This is a genomic window from Nocardia sp. NPDC059228 (assembly GCF_042754245.1).
Lineage (GTDB): Bacteria > Actinomycetota > Actinomycetes > Mycobacteriales > Mycobacteriaceae > Nocardia.
In genome coordinates this window covers 203960-230682 of sequence record NZ_JBHZAL010000003.1, presented here as the reverse complement: position 1 = coordinate 230682, position 26723 = coordinate 203960, and the positions used below count along the sequence as shown (strand labels likewise).

The 26723-nt window shown below is 69.0% G+C and carries 28 protein-coding genes; 14 read left to right on the top strand and 14 right to left on the bottom strand.

Annotated features, from left to right (window positions below; translation table 11 throughout):
* The first annotated feature begins 148 nt into the window (after positions 1-148).
* Genes ACFXKA_RS07125 through ACFXKA_RS07105 form a run of 5 tightly spaced genes read left to right on the top strand, consistent with a single transcriptional unit; the run spans position 149 to position 5459 of the window.
* Entirely contained in the window at positions 149-3109 is a 2961-nt protein-coding gene (locus tag ACFXKA_RS07125) for an ATP-binding protein (RefSeq protein ID WP_379426458.1), read from the top strand.
* The gene (locus tag ACFXKA_RS07120) at positions 3106-3513 is read left to right on the top strand and encodes a roadblock/LC7 domain-containing protein (protein ID WP_154789962.1); all 408 of its coding nucleotides are present in this window, start codon (positions 3106-3108) and stop codon (positions 3511-3513) included. Before ACFXKA_RS07125 ends, ACFXKA_RS07120 begins: the two co-directional genes overlap by 4 nt.
* An 11-nt stretch (positions 3514-3524) precedes the next feature.
* On the top strand, positions 3525-3902 hold the full coding sequence (locus ACFXKA_RS07115; protein WP_040812792.1) for a DUF742 domain-containing protein: 378 nt from the start codon (positions 3525-3527) through the stop codon (positions 3900-3902).
* Positions 3883-4578, top strand: a complete 696-nt coding sequence (locus tag ACFXKA_RS07110; protein ID WP_354836276.1) for an ATP/GTP-binding protein — start codon at positions 3883-3885, stop codon at positions 4576-4578. Before ACFXKA_RS07115 ends, ACFXKA_RS07110 begins: the two co-directional genes overlap by 20 nt.
* Before the next feature lie 47 nt (positions 4579-4625).
* Complete coding sequence (locus ACFXKA_RS07105; RefSeq protein WP_379426457.1) at positions 4626-5459, top strand: hypothetical protein; 834 nt, start codon at positions 4626-4628, stop codon at positions 5457-5459.
* Positions 5460-5471: 12 nt separating this feature from the next.
* Here the strand turns inward: ACFXKA_RS07105 and ACFXKA_RS07100 are convergent, their stop codons facing one another.
* On the bottom strand, positions 5472-6272 hold the full coding sequence (locus tag ACFXKA_RS07100) for a VOC family protein (protein WP_379426456.1): 801 nt from the start codon (positions 6270-6272) through the stop codon (positions 5472-5474).
* Positions 6273-6489: 217 nt separating this feature from the next.
* Between ACFXKA_RS07100 and ACFXKA_RS07095 the strand changes: the two genes are divergently transcribed.
* Positions 6490-7482 carry a DUF1906 domain-containing protein gene (locus tag ACFXKA_RS07095; RefSeq protein ID WP_379426455.1) on the top strand — a complete coding sequence of 331 codons (993 nt, stop codon included), beginning with the start codon at positions 6490-6492 and terminating at the stop codon, positions 7480-7482.
* A 321-nt stretch (positions 7483-7803) separates the two neighbouring features.
* On the opposite strand, the gene rpmF is transcribed toward ACFXKA_RS07095, so the two are convergent.
* From rpmF to mrf, 3 genes are read right to left on the bottom strand one after another with little or no spacing between them, the layout of a single operon-like run.
* The gene (gene rpmF / locus ACFXKA_RS07090; protein ID WP_379426454.1) at positions 7804-7977 is read right to left on the bottom strand and encodes a 50S ribosomal protein L32; all 174 of its coding nucleotides are present in this window, start codon (positions 7975-7977) and stop codon (positions 7804-7806) included.
* A 2-nt stretch (positions 7978-7979) separates the two neighbouring features.
* Entirely contained in the window at positions 7980-8264 is a 285-nt protein-coding gene (locus ACFXKA_RS07085; protein ID WP_379426453.1) for a type B 50S ribosomal protein L31, read from the bottom strand.
* Between the two features lie 4 nt (positions 8265-8268).
* Complete coding sequence (gene mrf / locus ACFXKA_RS07080) at positions 8269-9558, bottom strand: ribosome hibernation factor-recruiting GTPase MRF (RefSeq protein WP_379426452.1); 1290 nt, start codon at positions 9556-9558, stop codon at positions 8269-8271.
* Between the two features lie 111 nt (positions 9559-9669).
* On the opposite strand from mrf, the gene rpmB reads away from it, so the two are divergent.
* From rpmB to rpsR, 4 genes are read left to right on the top strand one after another with little or no spacing between them, the layout of a single operon-like run.
* Positions 9670-9906, top strand: a complete 237-nt coding sequence (gene rpmB / locus ACFXKA_RS07075) for a 50S ribosomal protein L28 (RefSeq protein ID WP_354836567.1) — start codon at positions 9670-9672, stop codon at positions 9904-9906.
* A gap of 11 nt (positions 9907-9917) precedes the next feature.
* Positions 9918-10088, top strand: coding sequence for a 50S ribosomal protein L33 (gene rpmG / locus ACFXKA_RS07070; RefSeq protein WP_354836290.1), 171 nt, complete (start codon positions 9918-9920; stop codon positions 10086-10088).
* 1 nt (position 10089) lies between these two features.
* A complete protein-coding gene (rpsN, locus tag ACFXKA_RS07065; protein WP_354836292.1) occupies positions 10090-10395 on the top strand; it encodes a 30S ribosomal protein S14 in 306 nt (101 codons plus the stop codon).
* A gap of 33 nt (positions 10396-10428) precedes the next feature.
* Entirely contained in the window at positions 10429-10683 is a 255-nt protein-coding gene (gene rpsR / locus ACFXKA_RS07060; protein WP_040695439.1) for a 30S ribosomal protein S18, read from the top strand.
* Positions 10684-10775: 92 nt separating this feature from the next.
* Here rpsR and ACFXKA_RS07055 read toward each other — a convergent pair whose 3' ends face one another.
* Positions 10776-11336, bottom strand: coding sequence for a LysM peptidoglycan-binding domain-containing protein (locus tag ACFXKA_RS07055; RefSeq protein ID WP_379426451.1), 561 nt, complete (start codon positions 11334-11336; stop codon positions 10776-10778).
* Between the two features lie 215 nt (positions 11337-11551).
* Here ACFXKA_RS07055 and ACFXKA_RS07050 point away from each other — a divergent pair, with 215 nt between their 5' ends.
* On the top strand, positions 11552-12013 hold the full coding sequence (locus ACFXKA_RS07050) for a hypothetical protein (protein ID WP_354836297.1): 462 nt from the start codon (positions 11552-11554) through the stop codon (positions 12011-12013).
* Between the two features lie 123 nt (positions 12014-12136).
* Here ACFXKA_RS07050 and purH read toward each other — a convergent pair whose 3' ends face one another.
* From purH to sucC, 6 genes are all read right to left on the bottom strand, one after another.
* On the bottom strand, positions 12137-13711 hold the full coding sequence (purH, locus tag ACFXKA_RS07045) for a bifunctional phosphoribosylaminoimidazolecarboxamide formyltransferase/IMP cyclohydrolase (protein ID WP_354836299.1): 1575 nt from the start codon (positions 13709-13711) through the stop codon (positions 12137-12139).
* Positions 13708-14340, bottom strand: coding sequence for a phosphoribosylglycinamide formyltransferase (purN, locus tag ACFXKA_RS07040; protein WP_379426622.1), 633 nt, complete (start codon positions 14338-14340; stop codon positions 13708-13710). The genes purH and purN overlap by 4 nt, the downstream gene beginning before the upstream one ends.
* Before the next feature lie 104 nt (positions 14341-14444).
* Positions 14445-16016: a DUF6350 family protein gene (locus tag ACFXKA_RS07035; RefSeq protein WP_379426450.1), complete on the bottom strand. Its 1572-nt coding sequence runs from the start codon at positions 16014-16016 to the stop codon at positions 14445-14447.
* Between the two features lie 123 nt (positions 16017-16139).
* Positions 16140-17135, bottom strand: a complete 996-nt coding sequence (locus ACFXKA_RS07030; RefSeq protein ID WP_379426449.1) for a DUF5336 domain-containing protein — start codon at positions 17133-17135, stop codon at positions 16140-16142.
* Between the two features lie 292 nt (positions 17136-17427).
* On the bottom strand, positions 17428-18342 hold the full coding sequence (sucD, locus tag ACFXKA_RS07025; protein WP_379387303.1) for a succinate--CoA ligase subunit alpha: 915 nt from the start codon (positions 18340-18342) through the stop codon (positions 17428-17430).
* Positions 18343-18356: 14 nt separating this feature from the next.
* Positions 18357-19523, bottom strand: coding sequence for an ADP-forming succinate--CoA ligase subunit beta (gene sucC / locus ACFXKA_RS07020; protein ID WP_154789973.1), 1167 nt, complete (start codon positions 19521-19523; stop codon positions 18357-18359).
* Between the two features lie 813 nt (positions 19524-20336).
* Here sucC and ACFXKA_RS07015 point away from each other — a divergent pair.
* Positions 20337-21317 carry a M23 family metallopeptidase gene (locus ACFXKA_RS07015; RefSeq protein ID WP_379426621.1) on the top strand — a complete coding sequence of 327 codons (981 nt, stop codon included), beginning with the start codon at positions 20337-20339 and terminating at the stop codon, positions 21315-21317.
* A 386-nt stretch (positions 21318-21703) separates the two neighbouring features.
* Here ACFXKA_RS07015 and pgi read toward each other — a convergent pair whose 3' ends face one another.
* Positions 21704-23344: a glucose-6-phosphate isomerase gene (pgi, locus tag ACFXKA_RS07010; RefSeq protein WP_379426448.1), complete on the bottom strand. Its 1641-nt coding sequence runs from the start codon at positions 23342-23344 to the stop codon at positions 21704-21706.
* A gap of 154 nt (positions 23345-23498) precedes the next feature.
* Here pgi and ACFXKA_RS07005 point away from each other — a divergent pair, with 154 nt between their 5' ends.
* Positions 23499-24950, top strand: coding sequence for an NAD-dependent succinate-semialdehyde dehydrogenase (locus ACFXKA_RS07005; protein WP_379426447.1), 1452 nt, complete (start codon positions 23499-23501; stop codon positions 24948-24950).
* Here ACFXKA_RS07005 and ACFXKA_RS07000 read toward each other — a convergent pair.
* Entirely contained in the window at positions 24947-25543 is a 597-nt protein-coding gene (locus ACFXKA_RS07000) for a TetR/AcrR family transcriptional regulator (protein ID WP_379426446.1), read from the bottom strand. The two genes, ACFXKA_RS07005 and ACFXKA_RS07000, sit on opposite strands and share 4 nt — an antisense overlap.
* A gap of 118 nt (positions 25544-25661) precedes the next feature.
* Here ACFXKA_RS07000 and ACFXKA_RS06995 point away from each other — a divergent pair, with 118 nt between their 5' ends.
* Complete coding sequence (locus ACFXKA_RS06995; RefSeq protein WP_379426445.1) at positions 25662-26195, top strand: PaaI family thioesterase; 534 nt, start codon at positions 25662-25664, stop codon at positions 26193-26195.
* 211 nt (positions 26196-26406) lie between these two features.
* Here ACFXKA_RS06995 and ACFXKA_RS06990 read toward each other — a convergent pair whose 3' ends face one another.
* On the bottom strand, positions 26407-26712 hold the full coding sequence (locus ACFXKA_RS06990; RefSeq protein WP_354836317.1) for a chorismate mutase: 306 nt from the start codon (positions 26710-26712) through the stop codon (positions 26407-26409).
* Positions 26713-26723 lie beyond the last annotated feature (11 nt).

Genomic DNA, 26723 nt, shown 5'->3' with positions numbered 1-26723 from the left:
CCTACGAATTGCCGTTGGACAGCTCACGCGGTATGTTGCAGGCCGTAAAAGAAGACCCTTAGTTGGTTCCGCGCGGGTTCGACCCCAAAGCCGTACAACCGCATACGTACCCGAGGGTCAATCGTGAAGCGGAGGCGACGGAAGCGGGATGGAAGCAGCACCCCGGTCCTGGCAATTCAGCCTGTCCAACTGGCCCGTTACCCGCAAAGTCGGGATCGTGCTGGTGCTCCCGGTGCTCCTCGCCGCGACGTTCGCGGTACTGCGCATCAACAGCGAATTGCAGACCATTTCGAAACTGAGCGCGGCGAGCGAGCAGATGGACGTGCTCCGCCCCACGATCAAATTCCTCGTCACCAGCAACGAACTCGCGGTCGCCGCGATCACCGGCGGCAATCAGGACGTCGACCCCGACCTCGACGCCGCCACGGCCAAGTTCGATCAGGCCGAGGCCGAACTCGAAACAGTCCTCAAGTCCTCGAACGCCGATCCGGGTGTCACGAAGGAACTCGGCGCCTCCATCGCCGTCGCCAAGACCATGCGCAACAGCCTGCGCACCAGCTCCCCGCAGACCATCGGCGATCAGGTCGACGAGGTGCAGACCCGGGCGCAGAACGCGCTCGCGGGCGCGCCCACCGTCGGCGACCTCCGGGTGCAGCAGTCCTTCCTGCAGTTCGGCGCCGCCGAGACCGCCTCGCGCCTGCTCACCCAGGAGCGGATCATGCTCGCCGCGCCCGGGGCGGGTTCCAATCCGGCGCTGCGCACCAAGCTGCTCACCGCCATCGGCGCCGAGATCACCATGATCGAGGTGTATCGCGGCATGGCGCCGGACGCGGCGCAGAACGCGAACACGCTGAAGGACAATGCCGGCGCGCGTGTCGGCATCCTGATGCAGAACGTGCCCGATCCGGGCAGCCTGCCGGCCATGCAGGACTCGTTGCGCGGCAGTGCCGACGCCTACGAGAAGGAAGTGTCCACGGTCGCGAACTCGATGGACTCCAAGCTGGCCGCGCTCACCACCGAGGCGCGCAACAACGTGCTGCGCGACACCTCCATCGTGATCGGCATGCTGCTGGCCGGTCTCGCGCTGGCGCTGGTGGTGGCCCGCTCGCTGGTCGTCCCGGTCCGCCGCCTGCGGCGAGACGCCTTGCAGGTGGCCCACATCGACCTGCCGCAGGAGCTCGAGGTGGTGCGCGCCGGCGGCGCGACCCCGGAGATCTCGCCGGTCGACGTGCACACCACCGAGGAGATCGGCCAGCTGGCCCGAGCCGTCGACGACATCCACTCCCAGGCCCTCCATCTGGCCGCCGAACAGGCGCGACTGCGCCTGCAGATCGGCAACATGTTCGAAACCCTCTCGCGCCGCAGCCAATCCCTCGTGGAGCAGCAGCTGTCGCTGATCGAGGAGCTCGAGCGCGACGAGGACGACTCCGAGCGCCTGCAATCGCTGTTCCGCCTCGACCACCTCGCCACCCGCATGCGCCGCAACGGCGACAACCTGCTGGTGCTGGCCGGAACCGCGCTGCGCCGTGGCCATCTCGCGCCGGTGCCGCTGTCGGACATGCTGTGGTCCTCGGTCTCCCAGGTGGAGGACTACCAGCGCGTGGAGATCGGCACCGTGCCCGACGGCATCGTCGCCGGTGAGCCCGCCGTCGACATCGAGCACCTGCTGGCCGAGCTGATCGACAACGCGCTGCGCTACTCCCCGCCCACCACCCCGGTGGCGGTGTCGGTGGCGCGCGCCGTGGACGGCGGCTACCTGATCGAGATCACCGACCGCGGCCTCGGCATGAACGCCGAGGACCTGCAGGGCATCAACGACCGCCTGGCCTCCGGTGGCGAGGTCAATGTCGAGACCGCCCGCCGCATGGGTCTTTTCGTCGTCGGCCGCCTGGCCAAGCGGCACAACATCACCGTCAGCCTGCGCCGCACCTCCGCCATGGTGCAGCAGCCGGGCATCACCGGCAGCGTGCACCTGCCGGGCAGCTTGGTCTCGCCCGCGCCGGAGCGCGTCGGCGACCCCACCGGTCAGTACCCCGTCGCCTCCCCGCTGCCGGTGCCCCCGGCAGCCCTGGCCTCCGGCCCGATCGCGATGCCGTCCGGGCCGATTCCGGTACCGTCCGGCCCGATTCCGGCGCCCTCGGGCCCGATCACGGGCCCGCAACCCGTGCTCGCCCCGCCGCGGCTGACCCCGGTGCCGAACCTGCCGGAGCCCGCCCCGGCCACCACCACCGCGCGTTTCACCAGTTCCGGCCTGCCACAGCGCAAGCCGGGCCCCGACACCGGTGAGCAGCCGATCGTTCCCACGTTCGCCGAGCCGCCGCCGGTGCAGGACCGGTTCTCGGACGGCTTCACCGACGCCTTCACCGAACCCGAGGACGCGCGTGCCTACAGCGTGTCCGCGCTGCGGCCGGAACCGGCTGCGCCGCAGCAGAGTCCCGCGCCGGTGCACTACTGGGGCGAGGCGCGCACGCCCGAGCCGGAGCCGGCTCCCGAGTCCGTCTGGATGCCCGAGACCGTCGCGCCCGCCCCCGAGCCGCAGATCGCGGAGCCGGCGCGGGGCTGGAATCCGAACGGGCCCGACACCGGCAGCTACTTCGGCAACGGGTACAGCGCGTTCGGTGACAACGATCGGCCCACGATCCCGGCCGCCGACACCAACGGCGGCACGAACGGCGACGGCCGCACGAACGGCAACGCCGACACCAATGTTCGCGGCGACGAGGCCGCACCCGCCGCCACGCGCCCGGTCGCTCCCCCGCCCGGCCTGCGTCCGGTCGGCGCGGCCCCGACCCCGATCTATCAGCGCATGGTGTCCGAGTGGCTGGTGGAACCGGCCGACGGAAACCAGAACGGCGCTGCTTGGTCGTCGAGTTCGGACAGCGGCTGGGCCGCGGCCGAAGAGGCGGCCAATCCGACCACAACCAGTCGCACCGAGGGCGGCCTGCCGATTCGGCGACCCGGCGCCCAGCTGGTGCCCGGTGCCGTCGCCCAGGAGGACGACGGCAGCGGCCGCAATCCGGACGAGATCCGCGACAGCCTCGCCAGGCATCTCAGCGGCGTCCGCTCCGGGCGGGCCGACTCCCAGTACAACGACGGAGGGCATGCATGACCGACACCCAGCGCACCACCACCGATGAGAATCTGAACTGGCTGGTCACCCGCTTCACCCGGGAGGTACCGGGCGTTTCGCACGCCGTCCTGGTCTCCGCGGACGGTCTGCTGCAGGCCACCAGCCCGCACCTGCCGGCCGACCGCGGTGAGCAGCTGGCCGCGGTGACCGCCGGTCTGGCCAGCCTGTCCGCCGGGGCCGCACAGCTTTTCGAGGGCGGCAAGGTGATGCAGTCCATCGTCGAGATGCAACGCGGCTACCTGCTGGTCATGAGTGTCGGCAATGGCTCGCACCTGGCGGTGCTGGCCAACAAGCAGCACGACATCGGCCGCATCGGCTACGAAATGGCCCTACTGGTCGACCGGGTCGGGTCGGTGGTCTCGGCCACCGCCCGCACTGCCTAGATGAGCTGCGCATGACCAATCCCCTTGGCGGCGGCGGTAACCGGCCACCGACCACACGTGTTCGTCCCTACGCGCTGACCTCCGGCCGCACCGAGCCGGCGGTGGAGCTACCGCTCGAGGCGGTCGTCGAAACCCTGTCCTACACCGCCCATTTCGACTGGCCCGCCGGTGACGTGCGCACCGAGATCCTGCGACTCGGTACGGCGCGGCTCTCGGTCGCCGAGATCGCGGCCCATCTGGGCCGGCCACTGGGTATGGTGCGGGTCGTCATCGGCGATCTCGTCGTCGCCGGAACCCTGCGTGTGCATTCGACTTTGAGCGATCAGGCGACCTTCGACGAGCGCCGGTCACTAATGGAGAGGACACTGCATGGACTCCGCGCCCTATGACGGCGGAGGCTACCCCGGTGGCCCGCACGGGGCCCCCGGGTACACGACCGGGCAGTTCCCGAACCTGGCGCTGCAGTACCCGCCGCGACCGGGTGAGGAGTCGCGCACGGCCTCGACCAAGATCGTCGTAGCCGGCGGTTTCGGCGCCGGCAAGACGACCTTCGTGGGCGCGGTCTCGGAGATCGTGCCGCTGCGCACCGAGGCCATGGTGACCGGCTACTCCGACGGGGTCGACGACCTCGCCGCCACGCCGGGCAAGGAAACCACCACGGTGGCCATGGATTTCGGCCGCATCATCCTGCCCGGCAACCTGGTGCTGTACCTGTTCGGCACGCCCGGGCAGCGGCGGTTCTGGTTCATGTGGGACGACCTGATCCGCGGCGCCATCGGCGCGGTGGTGCTGGTCGACACCCGCCGCATCGAGGACAGCTTCGCGGCCGTGGACTTCTTCGAGGCCAAGTCGCTGCCGTTCCTGATCGCGGTCAACCGCTTCCCGGACGCGCCGCGCTTCCCGGTGACCGAGCTCCGTGAGGCGCTCAGCGTGCGCGAGGGCGTGCCGATCGTGGACATCGACGCGCGCGATCCGGCCGAGGTGCGCCGGGCACTGGCCGCCGTCACCGAGTACGCGATCGAACGGCTGACGGCCGCACAGCGCGAAACCGCGCAGCACGGTTAGCGGTTCGCGCGTCCAGGGTCGCAGCAGACGAAGACAGAGGTGTCGGGATGATCTACTTCTCCATGGGCTACTGGGTGCTGGCGCTGGCCTTGATCGTGTCGTTCGCGGGCGCGGCGTGCGGTCTGGCCTGCATTCGCCAGTCCACCAAGTCGGTGACCCAGCGGTTCCGGATCGTGTGGCTGTTCGTGGCGGCGGTGTCCATCGGCGGCGTCGGCGTCGCCATGCCGGTCTTCGTGTCGATGCTCGGCTTCGACGTGCGGGGCAGCCAGCTGCGCTACGACAACGTGTCCATCACCCTGTTCTCGGTGCTGTCGGCGGCCACCGTGTTCGCGGCGCTGCTCGTCAACGGCCGGCGGCTGGTCTGGTGGCGGCTGCTGGTGGCGGCGGCCGTGATGGCCTTCGGTTTCGGTGACGTCCACCAGTTGCTGCTGGGCGCCATCCGGATTCAGGGCAGTGTCGATCGCAGCCTGGTGTCCTCGGTGGCGGTGTACGTGATCGCCTTCGTGCTCTCGGCGTTGATGCTGTGGTTCAGCCTGTGGGTCGGCTCGGTGCCGATGGTGCTGGCCGGCGCGGTGCTGTACGCGATCCTGGTGATCGGCATGCACTACGCCGGGCTGACCGGGCTCGAGGTGCACGTGGACCCGGCCGCGCCCACTCCGCACGGCAACGTGCTGTTCAACTTCTTCGTGCCGACCTTCATCATCGGCACGCTGTCGCTGGCGATTCCGATCACGGCCATTCTGGTCGCGCCGGACCGGCGCGCGGCGCGGACCCCGATGCGGACCGCGGATCCGCAGGCGGCGCACGGCACTTCGCTGCAGACGGCCTCGCAGCAGGCCGCGGCGCAGCAGGGTCCGCGGCGGCCGGAATCGGTGCGCTGAGCGTTCTCCGGATCAGTCTGCGGCTGCGGGCGGCTCGGCGGTGGTGGGATCGAGCAGGCCGAACAGTTCACCCTGCGGCGCGGCCATGATGGCCATCCGGCCGAAGGGTCCGTCGGTGGCGGACATGAGCACGGTCGCGCCCAGCTCCACGGCCCGGGTGAGGCCGGAGTCGATGCCCTCGAACTGGAACCAGGTCAGCCAGTAGGGCTGGGCGGCGGCGACACCGTTGACGCTGTCGTCGTTGATGCCGCCGACCGACTCGGTCCCGCCGGGCGGGGTGAAGGTGGCATAGCGCATGGCCTCGTCGTCGAATTCGGTGAAGATGAAGCCGAAGACCTCACCGTAGAAGGCCTTGGCGGCCGCGAAATCGCCGGTGTGCAGGTCGTTCCAGACGTAGGCGCCGTGTTCGTTGTACACCGCCGCGCCGTCGTGCGCGCGGGCCTCCCAGACCGCGAAGGGCGCGCCGGAGGCGTCGGCGGCCACGAACATGCGGCCGGACTCCAGCACGTCGAAGGCCGGCACCAGCAGGCTGCCGCCCGCCGCGGTCACCTGCTCGGCGGTCTTGTCGGCGTCGGCGACCGCGAGGTACGTGGTCCACACCGACGGCACCCCGCCCTCCGGCTTGGGCCCGATGCCCGCCACCGCCTGCCCGTCGCGCAGGGCCATGAGGTATCCCCCGGCGTCCTCGCCGCCGCCTTGCATGTCCCAGCCGAAGAGCGCGGCGTAGAACTCACCGGCCTTCGCCGGATCGTCGACCTGACAGTCGACCCAGCACGGTGTTCCCGGCGGCCAGGCCTCATTGCGTATCGGCATCGGTCATCACCTTTCCGCCTCTCCGCGACTTCAGCGCCCGGCTGAGAGCCGTTGACAGGCATGCATGCGGAGTGAAGTTGAGAGCCAACCCGACTCTGGACGTCCCCGGCGAGTTACCCCGATCGTGCGAAATCAGTTGTCGCGTTCGCTCATAGCCGACCAGTCAACCACCGCAATCCGGCACAGTCGGCGTGTCCGCCGAATTACAGTGGGAACCATGCGTTTCGGGCTGGACTACGCCGCAGGTCGTCCCGCGCCGAGTGCCATCAGGGCGGCCGGATACGACTTCGTCATCCGTTACCTGTCCGAGGGCGGGCCCACCCTGCCGGGCAAGCTCCTCACTCCCGCCGAGGCGGACGGCCTGCGCGCACAGGGCATTTCCATCGTCTCCAACTGGGAGACCACCGCCGCCCGCATGCTCGACGGCTACGGCGCGGGCGTCACCGATGCGCGCGCCGCGCTGGCCCAGGTGCTGCGCTGCGGGGGCCGGGCCGACCGGCCCATCTACTTCTCCGCCGATTTCGACGCCACCCCGCAGCAGCAGGCGCCCATCGACGCCTACCTGGACGGCGCGGCCAGCGTCATCGGACGCGCGAATGTCGGGATCTACGGCGGATATTGGCCGGTGAGCCGGGCACTGGACAGCGGGACCGCGACCTGGGCGTGGCAGACGGTGGCCTGGTCCGGGGGGAATATCGATCCGCGTATCGCCCTCTATCAGACCGGCGAGCAGGTCACGGTCGACGGCGTGCAATGCGATGTGAACCAAACCGACCGAGCCGACTTCGGCCAGTGGGATGTGGAAACGGAGGAACCCGACTTGACTCCCGAACAGGACGAGGTGTTGCGCGACATCCAGACACAGCTGCGCGGTCCCGGTCTGCAGGGCTGGCCGCAGCTGGGCACCGATGCCCAGGGCCGCGACCGGACGGTGGTGGACGGGCTGGCGGCCGCACTCGCGCAGATCGACGAACTGCGCACCGAGATCAGCGATCTGGAGACCACGACGGCCGAGCTCAAGGACGAGGTGGCGCGGCTGTCGGGTCAACACCGCTGGCCGTTCCCCTTCTCGCTGGTGGAGGGTCCGGCCACGGCGATCGCCGATCAGCTGGCAAAGCTCGAGCAGTTGCTGCCCGGAGTGCCGCTGCCCGGCTGGGGCACCGGCCCGAACGGCCATCCGGCCGCCGCGGGGCAAGCTCCGGCGGAGTAGCAGCCGAAAGTGGTATCCGACAGTTGATTTGGCCGATTTGTCGGATTTGTTCCAGCACCCGGCCGGCGACCGACCGGACCGCGTGTTATTGCGGAACAGTGCGTGAACTGGCGTGAAAGCGAGCCTGAACGGGCCCTGAAGTGGCGATGAGCGGGTTCTTCTGTGATCAGAAGAACCCGCCCTCAAGGCACGAGAATACCGTCGCCAGGCTACGAGTTCACAACTTCGGGGAAACTTTTTCGCACCCACGCCACATTCGGACCACCGAACACGGTAGGGGCAAGACTCGAGCAGATACCCGGCGGGACAGCAACTTCGGGGCTATTGTCGGAATCGTCCGATCAGGCCGCGCTCCACCGCCCGCGCGAGCCGGCGCGGCACCTGGTACACCACTCCCCCGACCTCGACCGGAATCAGATCCGGCGGAGTCGCCTTCCACTGCGAACGCCGGCTGCGGGTATTGGCTCGCGACATCCTGCGCTTCGGAACGGCCACGGTCAGTTCTCCTCATCGCTGGTCGAATTGCGACTGCCGCGAACGCGTTTGCCGTAGCGGCGCTCGAACTTCTCCACGCGGCCGGCGGTGTCGAGCACGCGCTGATTCCCGGTCCAGAACGGATGCGAATCCGAGGTCACATCGACCACCAGCAGCGGGTAGGTATTGCCGTCCTCCCACTCGATGGTGCGAGTGGAGACCGCGGTGGAACGGGTCAGAAAGCACTTTCCCGTGCTCACGTCCTGGAAGACCACCGGATGGTAGTCGGGATGAATTCCCTGTTTCATCACTTCACCTTTCGTTGTCGCGAGTGGCGCCGTCCCCGGCGATGGGCACGGATCGGGTTGTGTCACACGGCTCTTCGTGCTGATCGCCGAACGGGTCCGGCCACAGCGCGACCCGTTCGGGCGCGAAGCGCACCTGCCGCAGTTCGTCCTCGTCCACCAGTGCCCAGTGCAGCGCGTGGCGGACCTCCTCGGGATCGGCGTCGGCGACCAGGATCACCAGCGAGGTGTGGCGGTCGCCGAAGTGCTCGTGCCAGCGCAGCGCGGCCAGCGCGCGCCGCTCCGGATCCACCTCGTCCAGTTCCCCGAATGCCATGGCCGCCAGCCACTTTCCCGCGCCGCCGACCCGCAGTCCGCCGCCCGCCGACTCCAGCCACACCACCTCGTCCGGCTGGGTGGCCAGCCACACCCGGCCCCGGGCGCTCACCACGCCGTCCAGCAGCACATCGATGGCCGAGTGCAGCCGATCGGGGTGGAAGGGGCGGTCGGTGGCGAACTCCACCAGTGCCACACCGCAATCCGGCTCTAGCGGCGGACCGCCGGCCAGCAGCGAGGCGTGCGGATCGAAGGGTGCCCCGCGGCGCGCCTCCGCGGGTATCCGGCGCAGCAGCCAGGTCAGGTCGTCCCCGCCGAGCGCGGGCGGCCCGGCCACCCAGGCGACAGGGGCGCGCGGGGCCAGCCGGGCCAGCACGGCGGCGGTGCGCTCGCGGTCCAGCAGGTCGGCGTCGCCGTCGAAAACCACCAGGGCATCGGCGAATTCGACCTGACCGACAGCCAGCTGCGCCACCGTGCGCTCGTCCTCCGCGGTGGCATGGCCGCGTTCGGACAGCGTCTCGTCGCCGGTGGCGTCGGCCAGCCAGTCGCGGGCGTCGACACAGGTGAGGACGGCGTCGATGCGCACGCTGCGCCCGGCCGGCCCGTCCACCCGGCCGACCACGCCGGTCACCGTCACGTCGGCGATGGCCCGGCACACCGCCTCCGCCTCGAAGGCCGGATCCAGCGCGAACACGATGCGCCGCACCGAATCCCGCTCGGCCAGCAGGCACAGGTAGGGCAGCAGGTCGGCGCGCAGGGTGCAGGAGACGCAGCCGTGCGCGAGTTCCAGCACGGTCGTGGTCTCCCGGCCGTCGATGCGGACGATGCGCCGCACCACGCCCTGGCGCAGCTCGCTCAGGTCGTGCCGGACCACGACCGTGCCGGGCTTCCCGCCCAGCAGGCGGGCGCCCCGCTCGACACCCTCGGCGGCGCGTCCGGGGAGTCCCGCGAGGACGAGCACTGGCTTGCGTTGGGACGGCACCGGTCCCCCTTTCGACAATGATTTTCAATTACCGAGGACCGAGGGTACCGTGGAATAGATTCGTTGTCGAAAACGATTGTCATGTACATCTACCACCGGAAGGGAGTGCCCATGTCGGCCATCTGCCAGGTCACCGGCCGCAAGCCGGGCTTCGGCAAGTCCGTATCGCACTCGCACAAGCGGACCAACCGGCGCTGGGACCCCAATATCCAGCGCAAGACCTACTACCTGCCCAGCGAGGACCGGCGCATCACGCTGACCGTCTCCACCAAGGGCATCAAGACCATCGACCGCGACGGCATCGAGGCAGTGGTAGCCCGGCTGCGCGCCCGCGGCGAGAAGATCTGAAAGGGAGAGCAATGGCATCGAAATCGACCGACATCCGGCCCGTCGTCAAGCTGAAGTCCACGGCCGGGACCGGCTACACCTACGTCACCCGCAAGAACCGGCGCAACGATCCCGACCGGATGATCCTGAAGAAGTACGACCCGGTCGCCCGCAGGCACGTCGACTTCCGCGAGGACCGGTGACGTGGCCAAGAAATCGAAGATCGCCAAGAACGAAGCGCGCAAACTCGTCGTGGCACGGTGGGCGCAGCGGCGGGCGGAATTGAAGGAGATCATCCGCAAACCGGCGAGCAGCGATACCGAACGGGCGGCCGCGCAGGCCGCCCTGCAGAAGCTGCCGCGGGATGCCAGTCCGGTACGATTGCGCAATCGGGACGCCGCGGACGGACGCCCGCGTGGTCATCTCCGCAAGTTCGGTCTCTCGCGCGTGCGCGTTCGCGCGATGGCCCATCGAGGAGAGCTGCCCGGTGTGCACAAATCGAGCTGGTAAGCATCCACGATTCGTGAGTGAGGAACCGCTGACATGGCAGTGAAGCGAGCACCGTCGAAGAAGGTCCGTGCCGAGCAGGCCCGCCGCCCGAAGAAGAATCCCCTGATCGCCGCCGGCGTCGAGACCGTCGACTACAAGGATGTGAACCTGCTCCGCACGTTCATCTCCGACCGCGGCAAGATCCGCAGCCGCCGCGTGACGGGTCTGACCCCGCAGCAGCAGCGCCAGGTCGCCGTCGCCGTCAAGAACGCCCGCGAGATGGCTCTGCTGCCCTTCACGAGCCGATAGCGATCGCCTGAAACGACGAAAAGAAAAGAGGCTCCGATGCTTTCGCATCGGAGCCTCTTTCTTTGATCCCAAAATCCTTGGCGGAGCCGCGATTACGGGATGGTCAGCACCTGGCCGGGCTGGATGAGGTCGGGGTTGTCGATGCCGCTGGCGTTGGCGATCTCCTGGTAGCGGTTGCCGTCGCCGTAGAAGCGCTCGGCGATGGCCCACAGGGTGTCACCCGGCTCGACGGTGTAGGTCTGGGCGGCGGGCGGCGGCGGGGGCACCTCCTCGACGACCGCGGCGGCCTGGGCCTGGACCGGCTCCGGTGCGGGGAGCGGGTTGTCGGTGTTGGTGCCCGACGACCAGACGGCGCCTTCGGAGCCGTACAGCACCACATTGCGGTCGGGCTGGACGACCAGACGGTCCACGTTCTTGCCATTGGTCTCGGTGGACCAGGCGGCGCCGTCCTCCTTGTAGAGAACGAAGTTGCCGTCGTCTTGCAGGGTGGCCCGGACGACGCCCTGGCCGTTGGTGCCGGTGGCCCATACGACATTGCCGCTCGGTTCGGACAGCACCAGGTTGCCATCATCTTGCAGAGTCAGGGTGTAGGCACCGCCTTGCAGCGCCTCTCCACGACCGAGTTCTTCGCCGACCTTCAACGAGTCGCCCACGGTGCGTCCTTTCGGGAGGGGGTGATCATGAGATAAGCCGATGGCGCGGAACTGCATTCGCGCATCTGTCACGACACTACCGATCCCGAGCCGGTCATCGCACGGTTACGCGCCGGTTCTGCGAAGATTTCGGCGTGTCTTCGCCAGAAATTCGCCAGGGGGCCGAATCCGGCGCGTGCGCCTGCTGCGCGGTCGCGGACACTAGGGTGTCAGCCATGTACGGGACACGGGGACGCCGCCTGATCGCTGCCGCCGCAGCCACTCTGATCGGGCTCACCATCACGGCGTGCGGAAGCACGGAAAGCACTGGCGACCAATCGAAGAGCGGCGCCGCCGCGACCAGCACCAAGACCACGCCCACCGAGGCCCCCAACGGGCAGATCGGACGGGCTTTCACGGCGGATCCGAGTATCGTGAGCCCACACGGCATTTCGTTCGACAGCTGGACCCGGGTCGCACCCGACCGGATCGCGGTCAACTTCCAGACCGGCTCCCCCGAGTGCTACGGCGTGAACGCCACCGTCACCGAAACCTCCTCGACCGTCACCGTCGACCTGAAGTCCGGCACCCTGCCCGACGCGGTCGGCAAGATGTGCACCATGATCGCCGTCTTCGGCACTCTCGAGATCCAGCTGAAGTCCCCGCTGGGTGATCGAAAAGTCCTCAGCGCCACCTAGTTCCCGACGCTGCGGCGGAGGCGGTCCGCGCACGCGACAGGGGCCCGGACCGATGTACGATCCGGGCCCCTGCCCCTGATGTCGTTGTCCCGCTACATGGCTCGCGTCAGCAGTGGCTCACGCTCAGTGCGCGAAGTGCCGGGAACCGGTCAGGTACAAGGTCACTCCGGCCTCACGGCACAGCTCGATGGTGTCCTTGTCACGGATCGAACCGCCCGGGTGCACGATGGCGCGCACTCCGGCGGCCACCAGGATCTGCGGGCCGTCCGAGAACGGGAAGAACGCGTCCGAGGCCGCCACCGACCCCTTGGCGCGGTCACCGGCCCGCTCCACCGCCAGCTTGCAGGAATCGACCCGGTTGACCTGACCCATGCCGACGCCGACGGCCGCGCCGTCATCGGCCAGCAGGATGGCGTTGGACTTCACGGCACGGCACGCGCGCCAGGCGAATTCGAGATCGCGCAGGGTGGCCTCGTCGGCGGCCTCACCCGCGGCCAGCGTCCAGTTGGCGGCGCTGTCACCCGCGGCGTCGAGGATGTCGCGCTCCTGCAGCAGCACACCGCCACTGACCGGACGCAGCTCCGCGCCCTTGCGCTGGGCCGGCTCGGCCACCAGCACGCGCACGTTCTTCTTGCGCTGCAACACCTCGACCGCGCCATTCGCATAGGACGGGGCCACGATGACCTCGGTGAAGATGTCGGCGACCTGCTCGGCCATCTCCACGGAGACCTCGCGGTTGGCCGCGATCACGCCGCCGTACGCGGAGACCGGGTCGGTGGCGTGCGCCTTGCGGTGCGCCTCGGCGATGTCCGCGCCGATCGCGATGCCGCACGGGTTGGCGTGCTTGATGACCGCCACCGCCGGCTCGTCGAAGTCGTAGGCGGCGCGCCAGGCGGCGTCCGCGTCGGTGTAGTTGTTGTACGACATCTCCTTGCCGTGCAACTGCTGCGCCTGCGCGAGCCCGACCGGGCCACCCTGGTTGGTGTACAGCGCGGCCGCCTGATGCGGGTTCTCGCCGTAGCGCAGCACATCCGCGCGCTGCCAGGTGCCGCCGATCCACTCCGGGAACTGCTGCGCGCCTTCGGATTCCGTCGCGACGGCCGGGACCGCCACACTGGTCATCCAGCTGGCGACGGCCACATCGTAGGTGGCGGTGTGCTGGAAAGCCTTGGCGGCCAACGCGGTCCGCTCGGCCAGGGTGAAACCGCCCTGCTGCACGGAGGCGATCACGTCGGCGTAGTCACCGGTGTTCACCACGACCGCGACCGACGGGTGGTTCTTGGCGGCGGCGCGCACCATGGACGGGCCGCCGATGTCGATCTGCTCGACGCACTCGTCGACGCTCGCGCCGGACGCGACCGTCTGGGTGAACGGGTACAGGTTCACCACGACGAGCTGGAAGGCCTCGACACCCAGCTCGACGAGCTGGTCGACGTGCTCCTCCTTGCGGGTGTCGGCCAGGATGCCGGCGTGCACCCGCGGGTGCAGCGTCTTGACCCGGCCGTCCAGGGTCTCCGGGAAACCGGTCAGGTCCTCGACCTTGGTGACCGGAATGCCGGCGTCGGCGATCTTGCCGGCGGTCGAGCCGGTCGACACCAGCTCCACGCCCGCACTGTGCAGACCGGTGGCCAGTTCGATCAGACCGGTCTTGTCGTAGACGCTTACGAGGGCCCGCTTGATCGGCTTGCGTTCACTCACCGGAGAACTCGCTCATCTGGGATAACTGCCTTTCGTCCATCGGAGACAATGCCTCGGGTAGCGACAGCGGCGACGACCTCCGCCAGCAGCCGGCGCTCCACGACCTTGATGCGCTCGTGCAGGGTGTCCTCGTCGTCATCGGGCAGCACCGTGACCGCCTCCTGCGCCAGGATCGGCCCGGTGTCGACACCCGTGTCGACCAGATGCACGGTGGAACCGGTCACCCGCACGCCGTAGGCGAGCGCGTCCCGCACCCCGTGCGCGCCCGGGAAGGCGGGTAACAGCGCGGGATGGGTATTGATGATGCGACCGCCGAAACGGTCCATGAAAGCGGGGCCGAAAATCTTCATGAAGCCCGCGGACACCACCAGATCGGGTTCGAAGGCGGCGACCACCTCGGTGAGCGCCACATCCCATGCGGCGCGGTCCGGGAAATCGCGCAGAGCGACCTTGAACGACGAGACATCGAAGGCCGCGGCGTGCTCGGTGGCGGCGCAATCGCGATCCACCCCGACGGCGACCACGGTGGCCGGATAACCCGGCTGCTGCGTCGCTTCCAGCAGCGAACGCAACAGGGATCCGGTGCCGGAAGCCAGCACCACGACGCTCGCGGGCGCGGTCGGCGGCAGCTGCGGGGCGGGCGTGGACGTCAGCGCACTACTCCCTGTCGATCGGAGCGGGATGGGACGGCGGAAACGAACCCGCCGCCTCAAGCCTAACGACCGTCCACTTGCTACTTGTCCGGCAGGTCTCCCTCTACCACTTCCGCGTCGACGATGTCGGGGTTGTCGGTGGATTTCACAGCGCCATCGGCGGCGTACTCGTCCTGGTCGTCGACCAGTTCGGCCTCGAGGGCGCCGTCGAGATCCTCGTCGCCGTACCAGCCGCCCTCGTCGTCGTGGCCGGCGCCGGGCTGGGCGTCACCGGCGGCCTCGTCGTCGAAATCCTCGTCGTAGTCGTCGTACTCGTCATCGTCGTACTCGTCGTCCGCGTACTCGGCGTCGTCGTCCGCGTAGTAGTAGTCGTCCTCGTACTCGTATTCGTCGTCATAGGCGTCGTCGAAGGCCGCGGGGGCCACCACGGCCGGGCCGCCGAAGAACCGGGCGCCCAGCATGCCCACGTATCCCGCGACGGCCAGCCAGACGAACACCAGCGCCGCGCCCACCGCATTCGGCGCGATCCGGCCGAAGGTGCCCAGCTCGCCCCCGGCCACCACGCCCAGCAGCGCCACCACGACGGCCGCCACCCCGGCGGCGGTCAGCGTCGCCCAGGGCGCGGTCGCCCGATCATTGGAGGTGCGACCACAATCCAGGCCCGAGAGCACTCCGATCGCCGCGGGCGCCAGGAGCAGCACCAGCCACCACACCGCCACCGGACCCGACGGCACCGCGGCCGCCACCGGCACCGCGGGCACCGGCGCGCCCTGAATCGCGAACAGGCTCAACGATCCCGGGCCGATCTGTACCTGCCCGCCGGCCAGCACGCTCACCGCGTCCACCGCGACATTCGGCAGGTAGGCCAGCGACAGCAGCGTCAAACCCAGTGCGCCGACCGCGTTTCCGGCCGCGTGATAGGTGTCGCCGAGGCGGGACCAGTGCAGCAGGAACGACACCACGGTCACCGCGGTCGCCGCCAGCAGCAGGCGGCCCACCGCCCGCAGCCCCGCCCGGAAACCGGGAACCACCCAGTCCGGCAAGGGAATCGGCAGTAGATCGGCGAAGTCGCGCCAGCGCCGCGCACCGATGCCCACGAGCGCCGCCAGCAGATTCAGCCCGAGCACCCAGGCGAAGGCGGCCAGGGCGTCCGGCGGCTGCAGCGACACCACCGCCGCCGCGTCCTCGGCCACCGCGAGGCACACCGCGGTGATCAGCAGCGGGCCGCCCACCGCGGCGCCCAGCACCCAGCCCAGCTCGGCGGTCTCGCACTCGGGCCCGGCCGCCTGCGCGCTGTCCCGCGCCACCAGCCACAGCATCAGCAGGGTCGGCAGCAGCGGCCACAGCCCGATCCCGGTCTTGCCGATCACCAGCGGAACCTGGTGCACCGCAAGCCAGCTCGCGGCGATAGCGCCCGACGAACCGCTCATCCCGCTACCCGCCGCGAACAGGGTGGCGTACACCAGCACGAAGATCGCCAGCAGTGTGATGGCCGAGGCGCGCGCGGCGACCAGCATCAGCACCCGGGCACGTTCCGGGGTCAGCGATCCGAAACCCCCGCCGCCCCCGCCGCGCCGCCGGACCGGGGGCCGCCGCGGCTCCCGGAGATCGGGGTCGCTCAGGCGAGCCAGGGCAGTTCTGGGGGCATTCATGGACATCCAGCGTGGCAGCATCTCGGAAACCGTGGGGTCAGGCGCGCCGGGACGACCGGCGCGCTGGCAAAAGAGAACGGCCCCCGGTCACATACCGGAGGCCGCTCCTGATGGGAGGCGAAACTACTTGTCGTCCTGGCCCGGCCGGAAGGCACGGGTGGCGTCCGCCGACGGATCCGCCGCCTGCTCGCCGCCGAACGGCTGCGCCGGGCGCTGCGCCTGGGCGCCGAAATGCTGGGTCGCGTCCGCACTCCCGGCCGGCTGCTGCGGCGTGCCGTACGGCGACTGCTGACCGTAACCGGGCTGGGCGGGCTGCTGGCCGTAGGACGGCGGCTGCTGACCGTAGGTCGGCTGGGAACCGGTGCCGTAGCCCGCGGGCTGCTGACCGTAACCGGCCGGCTGACCGTAGGACGGCTGCTGCGGCTGCTGGCCGTACCCCGCCGGCTGACCGAACGACGGCTGCTGACCGTAGCCGGGCTGCTGACCGAACGCCTGCTGCTGGTACTGCGGCCCGGTGGAGCTGAACGGCTGCGGCGGCTGCTGACCGTAACCACCCTGCGGCGCGGCGGGTTTCGGCTCGGGCGCCTTCACGATGCCGAGCTCGAACAGCAGCGCCAGCACGGCCACCACGGCCTGCACGAACGACAGGAAAAGGATCACCCAGCCGCCCCACTTCAGCGTCACGCTGTCGCCGAGGTCGAAGGAGCCGAACAGGATGCCCAGGAACGCGCCGAACGAGGCGGCCGCCACGATGCCGGTGTTGCCGCTCTGCTTGGGCAGCAGCGACAGGCCGGCCAGCAGACCCGCGATCAGCAGGATCGTCACCAGCGCCGCGGAGCCGGTGCTCTCGAACAGGCTGAAGCTGGTGTCACCGCCGACCCGGGTGTTGCCGATGTCGACGGCCTTGGTGCCGATATAGGGCGCGAAGCCGAGCAGGAAGTTGATGACGCCGAGCGCGGCCACGCCCACGGCGAGGAAGAAAGGCAGGCCCTTGCCCGCGACGGACGACGTTCCCGAACCGGCAGCGGGAGCGCCTGCGGGCTGCGAGCCGTATCCGAAAGCGGAAGAGGGCGTCGGCTGGGGCGCGTTGTATCCCGAGCCCCCGGTCGGGTATGACATGTCGTCGTCTCCTATCGAGTCGTTCACGAACCTCCACCGACGCTACTGCACTCGACGGCCGCGGGCACCATCTACCACCAGCCGTGGCCCGACCGCAATACCCGAATCGGCGCAGGACACGATCGCCCTACCCGGACCGTCGCACCCGCAAACCCCCGCCCCCGGCCGGGTTCGTCACAGTCCCGCGAATCACGAAGGCCGCCTGTCGAATTCGACAGGCGGCCTTCGTGCTCAGCCAATCAGATCTCGCCCTGCGCCCCGCTTCCGCCAGGAAGCGGGGCACGAGAACTCATCAGGCGCTGATGCTCGCCTTCTCCAGGATCTCGCGCGCCAGGGCGGCGGTCTCGGACGGGGTCTTGCCGACCTTCACGCCCGCGGCCTCGAGGGCGTCCTTCTTGGCCTGGGCGGTACCGGCGGAGCCGGAGACGATGGCGCCGGCGTGGCCCATGGTCTTACCCTCCGGCGCGGTGAAGCCCGCGACGTAGCCGACGACCGGCTTGCTGACGTTGGCCTGGATGTAGGCCGCGGCCCGCTCCTCGGCGTCGCCGCCGATCTCGCCGATCATGACGATGAGCTTGGTCTCCGGGTCCTTCTCGAACGCCTCGATGGCGTCGATGTGGGTGGTGCCGATGACCGGGTCGCCGCCGATGCCGATGGCGGTGGAGAAACCGAAGTCCCGCAGCTCGTACATCATCTGGTAGGTCAGGGTGCCGGACTTGGAGACCAGGCCGATCGGGCCCTTGCCGGTGATGTTGGCCGGGGTGATGCCGACCAGCGACTCACCCGGGGTGATGATGCCGGGGCAGTTCGGGCCGATGATGCGGGTCTTGTTGCCCTTGTCCACGTTGTAGGCCCACGCGTAGGCGGTGTCCTGCACCGGGATGCCCTCGGTGATGACCACGAGCAGCGGGATCTCCGCGTCGATGGCCTCGATGATGGCGTCCTTCGAGAAGGCCGGGGGAACGAACGCGATGGAGGTGTCCGCGCCGGTCTTCTCCATGGCCTCGGCGACGGTCGCGAAGACCGGCAGCTCGACCTCGTTGCCCTGGGCGTCGACGTGCTTGACGGTGGTGCCCGCCTTGCGCGCGTTGACACCGCCGACCACGTTGGTGCCCGCCTTCAGCATCAGCGCGGTGTGCTTGGTGCCCTCGCCGCCGGTGATGCCCTGGACGATGACCTTGTTGTCCTTGTTCAGGAAGATAGACATTTTGGTTCGTGTCCTTACTTGGCCGCAGCCAGCTCGGCGGCCTTGTCGGCGCCTTCGTCCATGGTCTGAGCGAGGGTCACCAGGGGGTGGTTGGCGTCGACGAGGATCTTGCGACCCTCCTCGACCTTGTTGCCGTCGAGGCGGACGACCAGCGGCTTGTTGGCCTCGGCGCCCAGGATCTCCAGGGCCTGCACGATGCCGTTCGCGACCGCGTCACAGGCGGTGATGCCACCGAAGACGTTCACGAACACCGACTTGACCTGCTCGTCGTTGAGGATGACGTCCAGGCCCGCGGCCATGACGGCGGCCGAAGCGCCACCGCCGATGTCGAGGAAGTTGGCGGGCTTGACGCCGCCGTGGTTCTCACCGGCGTAGGCGACGACGTCCAGGGTCGACATGACCAGGCCGGCGCCGTTGCCGATGATGCCGACCTCGCCGTCGAGCTTCACGTAGTTGAGGTCGTTCTGCTTGGCCTTGAGCTCGAGCGGGTCGGTGGCGTCGATGTCCGCGAACTCGGCGTGGTCGGGGTGGCGGAACTCGGCGTTCTCGTCCAGGGTCACCTTGCCGTCGAGGGCGAGGATCTCGTCGTTGGGGGTACGCACCAGCGGGTTGACCTCGACCAGGGTCGCGTCCTCCTTGATGAACACCTCCCACAGCTTCTGGATGGTCACCGCGGCGGCGTCGAGGATGTCGGCGGGCAGGTGGCCCTGCTCGGCGATGGAACGGGCGAAGGCCAGGTCCACGCCCTTGACGGCGTCGACCGGCACCTTGGCCAGGCGGTCCGGCTTGGTGGCGGCCACCTCCTCGATCTCCATGCCGCCCTCGACCGAGCACATGGCCAGGTAGGTGCGGTTGGAGCGATCGAGCAGGAAGGAGATGTAGTACTCCGAGGCGATGTCCTTGGCCTCGGCAACCAGGATCTTCTTGGTGATGTGGCCCTTGATGTCCAGGCCCAGGATGTTCTGCGCGTGGGTGAAGGCGTCGTCCGGGGTGGCGGCGTACTTCACGCCACCGGCCTTGCCGCGGCCACCGACTTTGACCTGCGACTTGATCATCACCGGCTTGCCGATTTCTTCCGCGATCGCACGGGCGTCCTCGGCCGAGTCCGTGACGCGGCCCTCCGACGAAGGCACTCCGTGCTTCACGAAGAGTTCCTTCGCCTGATATTCGAAGAGATCCATGTACTCACCGTCTCGTCTGCGTTGTTGTGACAACGTCTTGGTTGGCGGCCCGTCGTCGGAGGCGGGTTGGCTCGGACTCTAATCAGTCACATGGAGCGGAAATCAGCCGCATACAGCCTAAGTGGCGCAGGTCACGGTACTGTCTCCGCAATCCCAAAACCCCTCGTCAATGCTACTCATCGGTAGCTTGTTGACACCGCGCCAGGTGGGACACACGAATCCCGGACAGCGATACCGGCTACTACGTTGCGTCGTCGAAAAACCTCACCCGGTTACCCCAAGCACAGTGAGCGCATTCCCGCTCAGAACGTGATCAATATCACAGCAGCGTGTCGAACCAAGTCCATCGCTTGCTGAGCCGCAATCGTTTCGTTACCGTCGTTGCGGTCGATGTCACAACCCGGTCACGGACAGGAGGACGGCAGGCTTGACGCAGCACAGCGCTCCCCAGGAAATGAGCCGCTCCGCAGGCGACTTGTCAGCCCCGCAGCACTCTCCGGACCGGCGCAAATGAGCGACGGCCCCTTCTCCTCGCAGCCCCGCGCCCGCCGCGGACACCGCTATCGCGAGGACGCAGAGAACTACGGCGGCGCGACGACCTTCGATGCTCCCGCTCCGATGCACAGCGGGGTCGCCCACGGCGACTGGGACGCCACTCAGGCCTGGAACGGCGACACACAGTGGGATTCCGGCTCGCAGTGGAATTCCGAAGCGGACTGGAACGGCGATCAGCAGTGGGGTGAGTCCCCGCAGTGGGACGAATCCGCCGATTGGCAGCCCGAACCGAACTGGGACTACAACGCCCAGACCACCGTGAACGGCTGGGCCGCACCGAACCCGAGTGATTGGGCCCCGCAGTCGCGGACCAACTGGGATCCGACCGCGGACCCGACCCCCTCCGACGAGTACCGACCGGTCTACACGTTCAAGACCGCGTCCGGCGAGAAGCTCCAGTTCTCCGGCGACGGCGCCCGCCTGAATCGCAGTGCGCGGGAAGCCGAAGCCGAGCACGACGCCGACTACGACGACGGGCCGCGCCCGACCCGCTCCGGCGGCAAGCGCCGCTCCGGGGGCACCCACCGCCTACCCGCCCCGCCCACCGCGCTCAAGGGCCGCGCTGCGGTCGTCGCGGTCGCGGCCGGTGCGGTCGTGGCCGCGGGCCAGGCCACCATCGAGTCCACGGGCCATGACAACAGCAATGTCGACTACCAGGCCGCCAATCAGGTCAAGGAGGTCGCGGCGACCTCGGTGGTCGGCGACGGCGCCCCCGGATCGCCCCAGGTGGTGAGCCCGAACGCGCCCGCGAGCCTGGACCAGTTCAACGACATTCTGGCCAAGGGCAAGCAGTTCGCCGCCGACATGGCCAACCAGGAGGCATTGAAGAACCGGCCGTTGTGGACCAAGTTCACCGCCGCCGGCACCTTCACCTCCGGCTTCGGCATCCGCTGGGGCGTCGCCCACCAGGGCGTGGACATCGCCGCTCCGATCGGCACCCCGATCTATGCGGTGGCCGACGCCACCGTGCTCGAGGCCGGTCCCGCTTCCGGTTTCGGCATGTGGGTGCGGCTGCTCCACGATGACGGCACCGTCACCATCTACGGCCACATCGACACCGCGACCGTCTCGCAGGGCCAGCGCGTGCTGGCGGGCGACCAGATCGCGACCGTCGGTAACCGCGGCTTCTCGACCGGCCCGCACTGCCACTTCGAGGTCTGGCTGAACGGCGTCGACAAGATCGACCCGCTGCCCTGGCTGGCCTCGCGCGGCATCTCGCTCGGCCCCGAACGGGACTGACCCGCAACCGAACCCGATCCGAAAGGCGCGCCCGGCAGGGCGCGCCTTTCGGCATTCCGGGCGGCTCCCGGCGAAATCGGGCGGACCGGCGACCGGATCGAACCCGTCATGCGGACCGTACCGATCGACGCGGAGGCGTCGTCGCGGACCGGCCCCATCGCGCGGCCCTGACGGCCCCGGAGCGAGTCCGGCTGCCGCGCGCCGAGGTCACTCGGGGTGATTGGATCCCGTTGCGGTAGGGGAGGTTCTGGACGCCGCGGGGCATCGTCCGCCCCGCCGGGTCGAACGGGGTGGCGGCGACGAATCGACACCCCGACCTGCTCTGCTCGGGCCGGCAGACCGGCCGCGCCGGCCGGTGAGACCCGAGCAGCGCGGTCCGGGCCCGATCAGCCGCGGTTGGAGCGGTACCAGCGGATCAGCGCGTCGGTGGACGAATCCGATTGCGGCGCGGGCTCTTCCGCCGCGGTCAGCAGCGGCTCCAGGGCCAGCGCCTGCTGCTTGCCCAGTTCCACGCCCCACTGGTCGAAGCTGTCGATGCCCCAGATCGCGCCCTCGGTGAACACCTGGTGCTCGTAGAGGGCGATCAGCTGGCCCAGTACCGACGGGGTCAGCTGCGGAGCCAGGATGGCCGTGGACGGCCGGTTGCCGGGCATCACCTTGTGCGGCACCAGATTCGGGGCGGTGCCCTCGGCCGCGATCTCCTCGGCGGTCTTGCCGAAGGCCAGCACCTTGGTCTGGGCGAAGAGGTTGCTCATCAGGATGTCGTGCATGCTGCCCGAGCCGTCCATGGTGGGCAGATCGCTGACAGGACGGGCGAATCCGATGAAGTCGGCGGGCACCAGCCGGGTGCCCTGGTGCAGCAGCTGGTAGAAGGCGTGCTGGCCATTGGTGCCGGGCTCGCCCCAGAAGATCTCGCCGGTGGAGGTGGTGACCGGGGTGCCGTCGGCGTGCACGGACTTGCCGTTGGACTCCATGGTCAGCTGCTGCAGGTAGGCCGGGAAACGGGCCAGGTCGTTGGAGTACGGCAGCACCGCGCGGGACTGCGCGCCGAAGAAGTTCGAGTACCAGACGCCCAGCAGCCCGAGCAGGATCGGGCCGTTCTCCGCCAGCGGCGCATGCGCGAAATGCTCGTCCACGGCGTGCATTCCGGCCAGGAACTCGGCGAAGCGCTCCTTGCCGATGACCGCCATGACCGACAGGCCGATGGCCGAGTCCACCGAGTAGCGGCCGCCGACCCAGTCCCAGAAGCCGAACATGTTGGCGGTGTCGATACCGAAGTCCGCCACCCGCTGCGCGTGGGTGGACACCGCGACGAAATGCTTTGCGACAGCGTCCTCGCCGAGCGCGGCCACCAGCCAGCGGCGGGCCGCGGTGGCATTGGTGAGCGTCTCCAGGGTGGAGAAGGTCTTGGAGGCGACGATGAACAGCGTGGTGGCCGGGTTCAGGCCGTCCAGCTTCGCCACCAGATCCGACGGATCGACATTCGAGACGAACCGCGCCGAGATGCCCGCGTCCGCGTAGTGCCGCAGGCCCAGCGTCACCATGGCCGGGCCCAGATCCGAGCCGCCGATGCCGATGTTCACCACCGTGGCGATGCGCTCGCCGGTGGCGCCGCGCCACTGCCCGGAGCGCACCTGGTCGGTGAATTCGCCCATGCGCCGCAGCACTTCGTGCACGTCGGTCTCGACGTCCTGGCCGTCCACCGTGAGCGGATCGCCGGCGGGCCGGCGCAACCACACGTGCCCGACCGAGCGGTCCTCGGAGGTGTTGATGCGCTCGCCCGCGAACATGGCGTCGCGGCGCTGCTCGACCCCGGCGGTCTGCGCCAATTCGGCCAGCAGGTCCAGGGTTTCGCGTGTCACCCGATGCTTGGAGTAGTCGATGTGCAGGTCGGCGACCTGCACGGTCAGCTCACGACCACGCTCGGGATCCTCGGCGAAGAACTCACGCAGATGCCGCCCGGCGAGAGAGGCGTGGTGATCGTGCAGTTTCCGCCAGACCGCCGATGCGGTGATGTCGCTGCTCACGATCGCCGAGGTTACAACCTTCACCTTGCGACGCGCAGGTAACAAGACGTCGTTCGCGGGATTCTCCCAGCGCAGAGCGATTTTCGGCCGGCAGCGGGGGTGCGGATTCCACGGACTCCGGCGGCTCGGGCGCACACGCGCCTAGGCTCGTCTCATGGTGACCGAAAGCGCCCTACTCTCGTCCATTCCCACGCGACTTTGGATCGGCGGACCGGTGGATGCCACCGGTGGCGCGACCTTCCCGGTGCACAATCCGGCGACGGGTGAGGTCATCGCCCAGGTCGCCGACGCGACACCCGAGGACGCGGTGCGCGCCCTCGACGCGGCCGCGGCCGTGCAGGCCGAATGGGCCGCTACCCCGGCCCGGCAGCGCGGGGAGATCCTGCGCGCGGTGTTCGAGGCGATCACGGCGCGGGCCGAGGAGTTCGCCCTCCTGATGACCCTCGAAATGGGTAAGGCCCTGCCGGAGAGCCGCAATGAGGTCCGCTACGGCGCGGAGTTCTTCCGCTGGTTCAGCGAGGAGGCGGTCCGCATTCACGGCCGCTACCAGCCCGCCCCGGCCGGGACCGGGCGAATCCTGGTGCACAAGCAGCCCGTCGGCCCGTGCCTGGCCATCACGCCCTGGAACTTCCCGCTGGCCATGGGCACCCGCAAGATCGGCCCGGCGCTGGCGGCGGGCTGCACCATGATCGTGAAGCCCGCGGGTGAGACCCCGCTGACCATGCTGCTGCTGGCCCAGCTCTGCAGCGAGGCCGGCCTGCCCGACGGCGTGCTGTCGGTCATCACCACCTCGCACTCGGGTGCGGTCACCGCGCCGCTGCTGAACGACCCGCGGCTGCGCAAGCTGACCTTCACCGGTTCCACGCCGGTCGGCAAGAAGCTGGTCGAGCAGTCCGCGCACGGCCTGCTGCGCACCTCGATGGAGCTCGGCGGCAATGCCCCGTTCGTGGTCTTCGACGATGCCGACGTGGATGCCGCCGTGCAGGGCGCGCTGCTGGCCAAACTGCGCAATGGCGGCGAGGCGTGCACCGCGGCCAACCGCTTCCATGTCCAGAATTCGGTTCGCCAGGAATTCACCGACAAGCTGGTGGCGGCCATGGCGGAGTACCGGCTCGGCAATGGCGTGGACCCGGATACCACGCTGGGCCCGCTCGTCAACGAGAACCAGCTCGACACCGTGAACGAGCTGGTCGACGACGCGGTGTCGGCGGGCGCGCAGGTGAAGCTGGGCGGCAAGGCCCCCGGCGGCCCGGGCTGGTTCTATCCGGCCACGGTGCTCACCGATATCCCGGCGCAGGCCCGCATCCTGCGCGAGGAGGTGTTCGGCCCGGTCGCCCCGATCGTCGGCTTCGACACCGAGGAGCAGGGCCTGGCCGCGGCCAACAACACCGAATTCGGCCTGGTCGCATACGTGTACACGCGCAGTCTGGACCGGGCGCTGCGGGTGGCCGAGGGCCTGGAGAGCGGCATGGTCGGAGTCAATCGGGGCGTCATCTCCGACCCGGCCGCGCCCTTCGGCGGCGTGAAGGAATCCGGTTTCGGCCGGGAGGGCGGCTTCGAGGGCATCGAGGAATACCTCGACACCAAGTACATCGCCCTGCCCTAGCCGGCCGGCGCGAGACCGTTCAGCACCGAGTTCAGCGCCAGCGCCCAGCGCCGGTCCACGGATTCGGTGGTGCCGCCGAGGCGTCGCGCTGCCTCGGCGGCCGCCATGCCCTGTACCAGCGCCACCACCACGTGGGCGATGTCGGTGGCGTCGCCGCGCACCACGCCCGCGTCCACGCAGCGTTGCACCAGGTCCACTATGAAAACCCGCAGTGCGGCACTGCGTTTCAGCTCCTCGGGGCCGGGGTCGAAGTCCGTGAACGGCCGCGCGAACATGATCTCGGCGAGTTCCCGGTTGTCGAGCATCCATTCCCGGTAGGCATGCATGACGGCCTCGAGATCGGCTCGTGGATCAGTGGTCCGGGAGACCTCGTCCAGGTGCGCACGCAGCAGGCGGAAGCCTTCGAAGTACACCGCGCGCACCAATCCGGCCTTGTCACCGAATAGTTCGTACAGCGCGGGGGTGGAAGTCCCCGCCTGGTTTGCGATGGTCCGGGCGGTGAACCCGGCGACGCCGTCCCGAGCGAGCAGTCCGACGGCGGCGGTCAGGAGCTGCTCGCGAAGCTCGGGGGTTCGCTGTTTGGCGCGGGGCACGGCGACCAGCCTATCGAAACAGCGTCACGATTCCTGCCATTAATCGGGACAGTGTTTCGAAACAGTGTTACGTTCTGCTCGTCGGCATCGGACACACCCGTCCATGAGGAGAGCAGCAATGGGACAACAGCAGCGAACGGCCGCGCTCGGCGACCCCGAAACCTGGGGTGAACTGCGCGAACGCACGGTGACCTGGCACGACCCCGGGGCCACGGTGGCGCTTGGGCTTTCGATGAGCGGTTCCGAGTACCTGACCGCCATGGCCGAGGGGAGGCTGCCGTCCTCACCGATCGTGTCGACCGCCGGAATGGAGGCGGTCCGTATCGAACCCGGCGACGTGCTCATGCGCTGCGTCGCCGACGAATCGTTCCTCAATCCGATCGGCGTGGTGCACGGCGGGCTGATCAGCATGCTGCTCGACTCGGCCGCATCGGCCGCGGTGCACAGCACGCTGCCCGCGGGGGTCGGCTTCACCACAATCGAGATCAAGGTGAGCTACCTGCGCGCGGTGCGCGCCGGCGACGAACTGCTGGTGCACGGCTGGGTGGTCAAGCCGGGCTCGCGGATCGCGTTCGCGGAGGCGGACATCCGCTCGGCGGAGGGCAAAACGGTGGCCACGGCCTCGACCAGCCTGCTCGTCATCGGCGGCTGAGCTCCGGATAAGACAAAACCGCCCCGGGGTCGAAACACCCGGGGCGGTCTGGGGAAGCTGCATCCGTGGCGCGCATGCAGCGCGGTCTGTGTAGGGCCGCACTTCGCGGCGCACCGCATGTTGTATCGAGCACGCGATGCCCGGCGTTAACGGGCCCTGCCGAAGGCGACAGGGCCGAGGTTTCGGGGGTTTCGGGGGGCTACGAGAGTTGTCAGTGTCCGAGGCGGCCGCGACCCAGGCGCAGCAGCAACATCGCCAGGGTGTGGCCCTCCTGGCCCAGCTCGCTGAATCGCTCGAGCACCTTCATCTCGCGGGAGTGGACGAGCTTGGGCCCGCCGTTCGCCATACGCGTTCGCCCGATGATGCGCGAGACCTCGGTGCGGCGCTTGATAGCGGCGAGGATTTCGGCGTCCAGCTTGTCGATTTCCAAGCGCAGCTTGTCGATCTCAGCCTCGGAGGGCAGGGCGGAGTCCGAGCCGGTGGCAGACTCGGAATGTCCCGTCGTCGAGATGCTCATTCTTCAACTCC

Bases quoted from the DNA above. Each gene is read 5' to 3' on its own strand.
- ACFXKA_RS07125 (WP_379426458.1), top strand. From the start codon at position 149: ATGGAAGCAGCACCCCGGTCCTGGCAATTCAGCCTGTCCAACTGGCCC.
- rpmB (WP_354836567.1), top strand. From the start codon at position 9,670: ATGTCGGCCATCTGCCAGGTCACCGGCCGCAAGCCGGGCTTCGGCAAG.
- ACFXKA_RS07110 (WP_354836276.1), top strand. From the start codon at position 3,883: ATGGACTCCGCGCCCTATGACGGCGGAGGCTACCCCGGTGGCCCGCAC.
- ACFXKA_RS07115 (WP_040812792.1), top strand. From the start codon at position 3,525: ATGACCAATCCCCTTGGCGGCGGCGGTAACCGGCCACCGACCACACGT.
- ACFXKA_RS07100 (WP_379426456.1), bottom strand. From the start codon at position 6,272: ATGCCGATACGCAATGAGGCCTGGCCGCCGGGAACACCGTGCTGGGTC.
- ACFXKA_RS07105 (WP_379426457.1), top strand. From the start codon at position 4,626: ATGATCTACTTCTCCATGGGCTACTGGGTGCTGGCGCTGGCCTTGATC.
- ACFXKA_RS07030 (WP_379426449.1), bottom strand. From the start codon at position 17,135: ATGTCATACCCGACCGGGGGCTCGGGATACAACGCGCCCCAGCCGACG.
- ACFXKA_RS07005 (WP_379426447.1), top strand. From the start codon at position 23,499: ATGGTGACCGAAAGCGCCCTACTCTCGTCCATTCCCACGCGACTTTGG.
- ACFXKA_RS07120 (WP_154789962.1), top strand. From the start codon at position 3,106: ATGACCGACACCCAGCGCACCACCACCGATGAGAATCTGAACTGGCTG.
- sucD (WP_379387303.1), bottom strand. From the start codon at position 18,342: ATGTCTATCTTCCTGAACAAGGACAACAAGGTCATCGTCCAGGGCATC.
- ACFXKA_RS06990 (WP_354836317.1), bottom strand. From the start codon at position 26,712: ATGAGCATCTCGACGACGGGACATTCCGAGTCTGCCACCGGCTCGGAC.
- rpsR (WP_040695439.1), top strand. From the start codon at position 10,429: ATGGCAGTGAAGCGAGCACCGTCGAAGAAGGTCCGTGCCGAGCAGGCC.
- ACFXKA_RS07085 (WP_379426453.1), bottom strand. From the start codon at position 8,264: ATGAAACAGGGAATTCATCCCGACTACCATCCGGTGGTCTTCCAGGAC.
- sucC (WP_154789973.1), bottom strand. From the start codon at position 19,523: ATGGATCTCTTCGAATATCAGGCGAAGGAACTCTTCGTGAAGCACGGA.
- ACFXKA_RS07035 (WP_379426450.1), bottom strand. From the start codon at position 16,016: ATGAATGCCCCCAGAACTGCCCTGGCTCGCCTGAGCGACCCCGATCTC.
- ACFXKA_RS07050 (WP_354836297.1), top strand. From the start codon at position 11,552: ATGTACGGGACACGGGGACGCCGCCTGATCGCTGCCGCCGCAGCCACT.
- rpmG (WP_354836290.1), top strand. From the start codon at position 9,918: ATGGCATCGAAATCGACCGACATCCGGCCCGTCGTCAAGCTGAAGTCC.
- ACFXKA_RS07095 (WP_379426455.1), top strand. From the start codon at position 6,490: ATGCGTTTCGGGCTGGACTACGCCGCAGGTCGTCCCGCGCCGAGTGCC.
- ACFXKA_RS06995 (WP_379426445.1), top strand. From the start codon at position 25,662: ATGGGACAACAGCAGCGAACGGCCGCGCTCGGCGACCCCGAAACCTGG.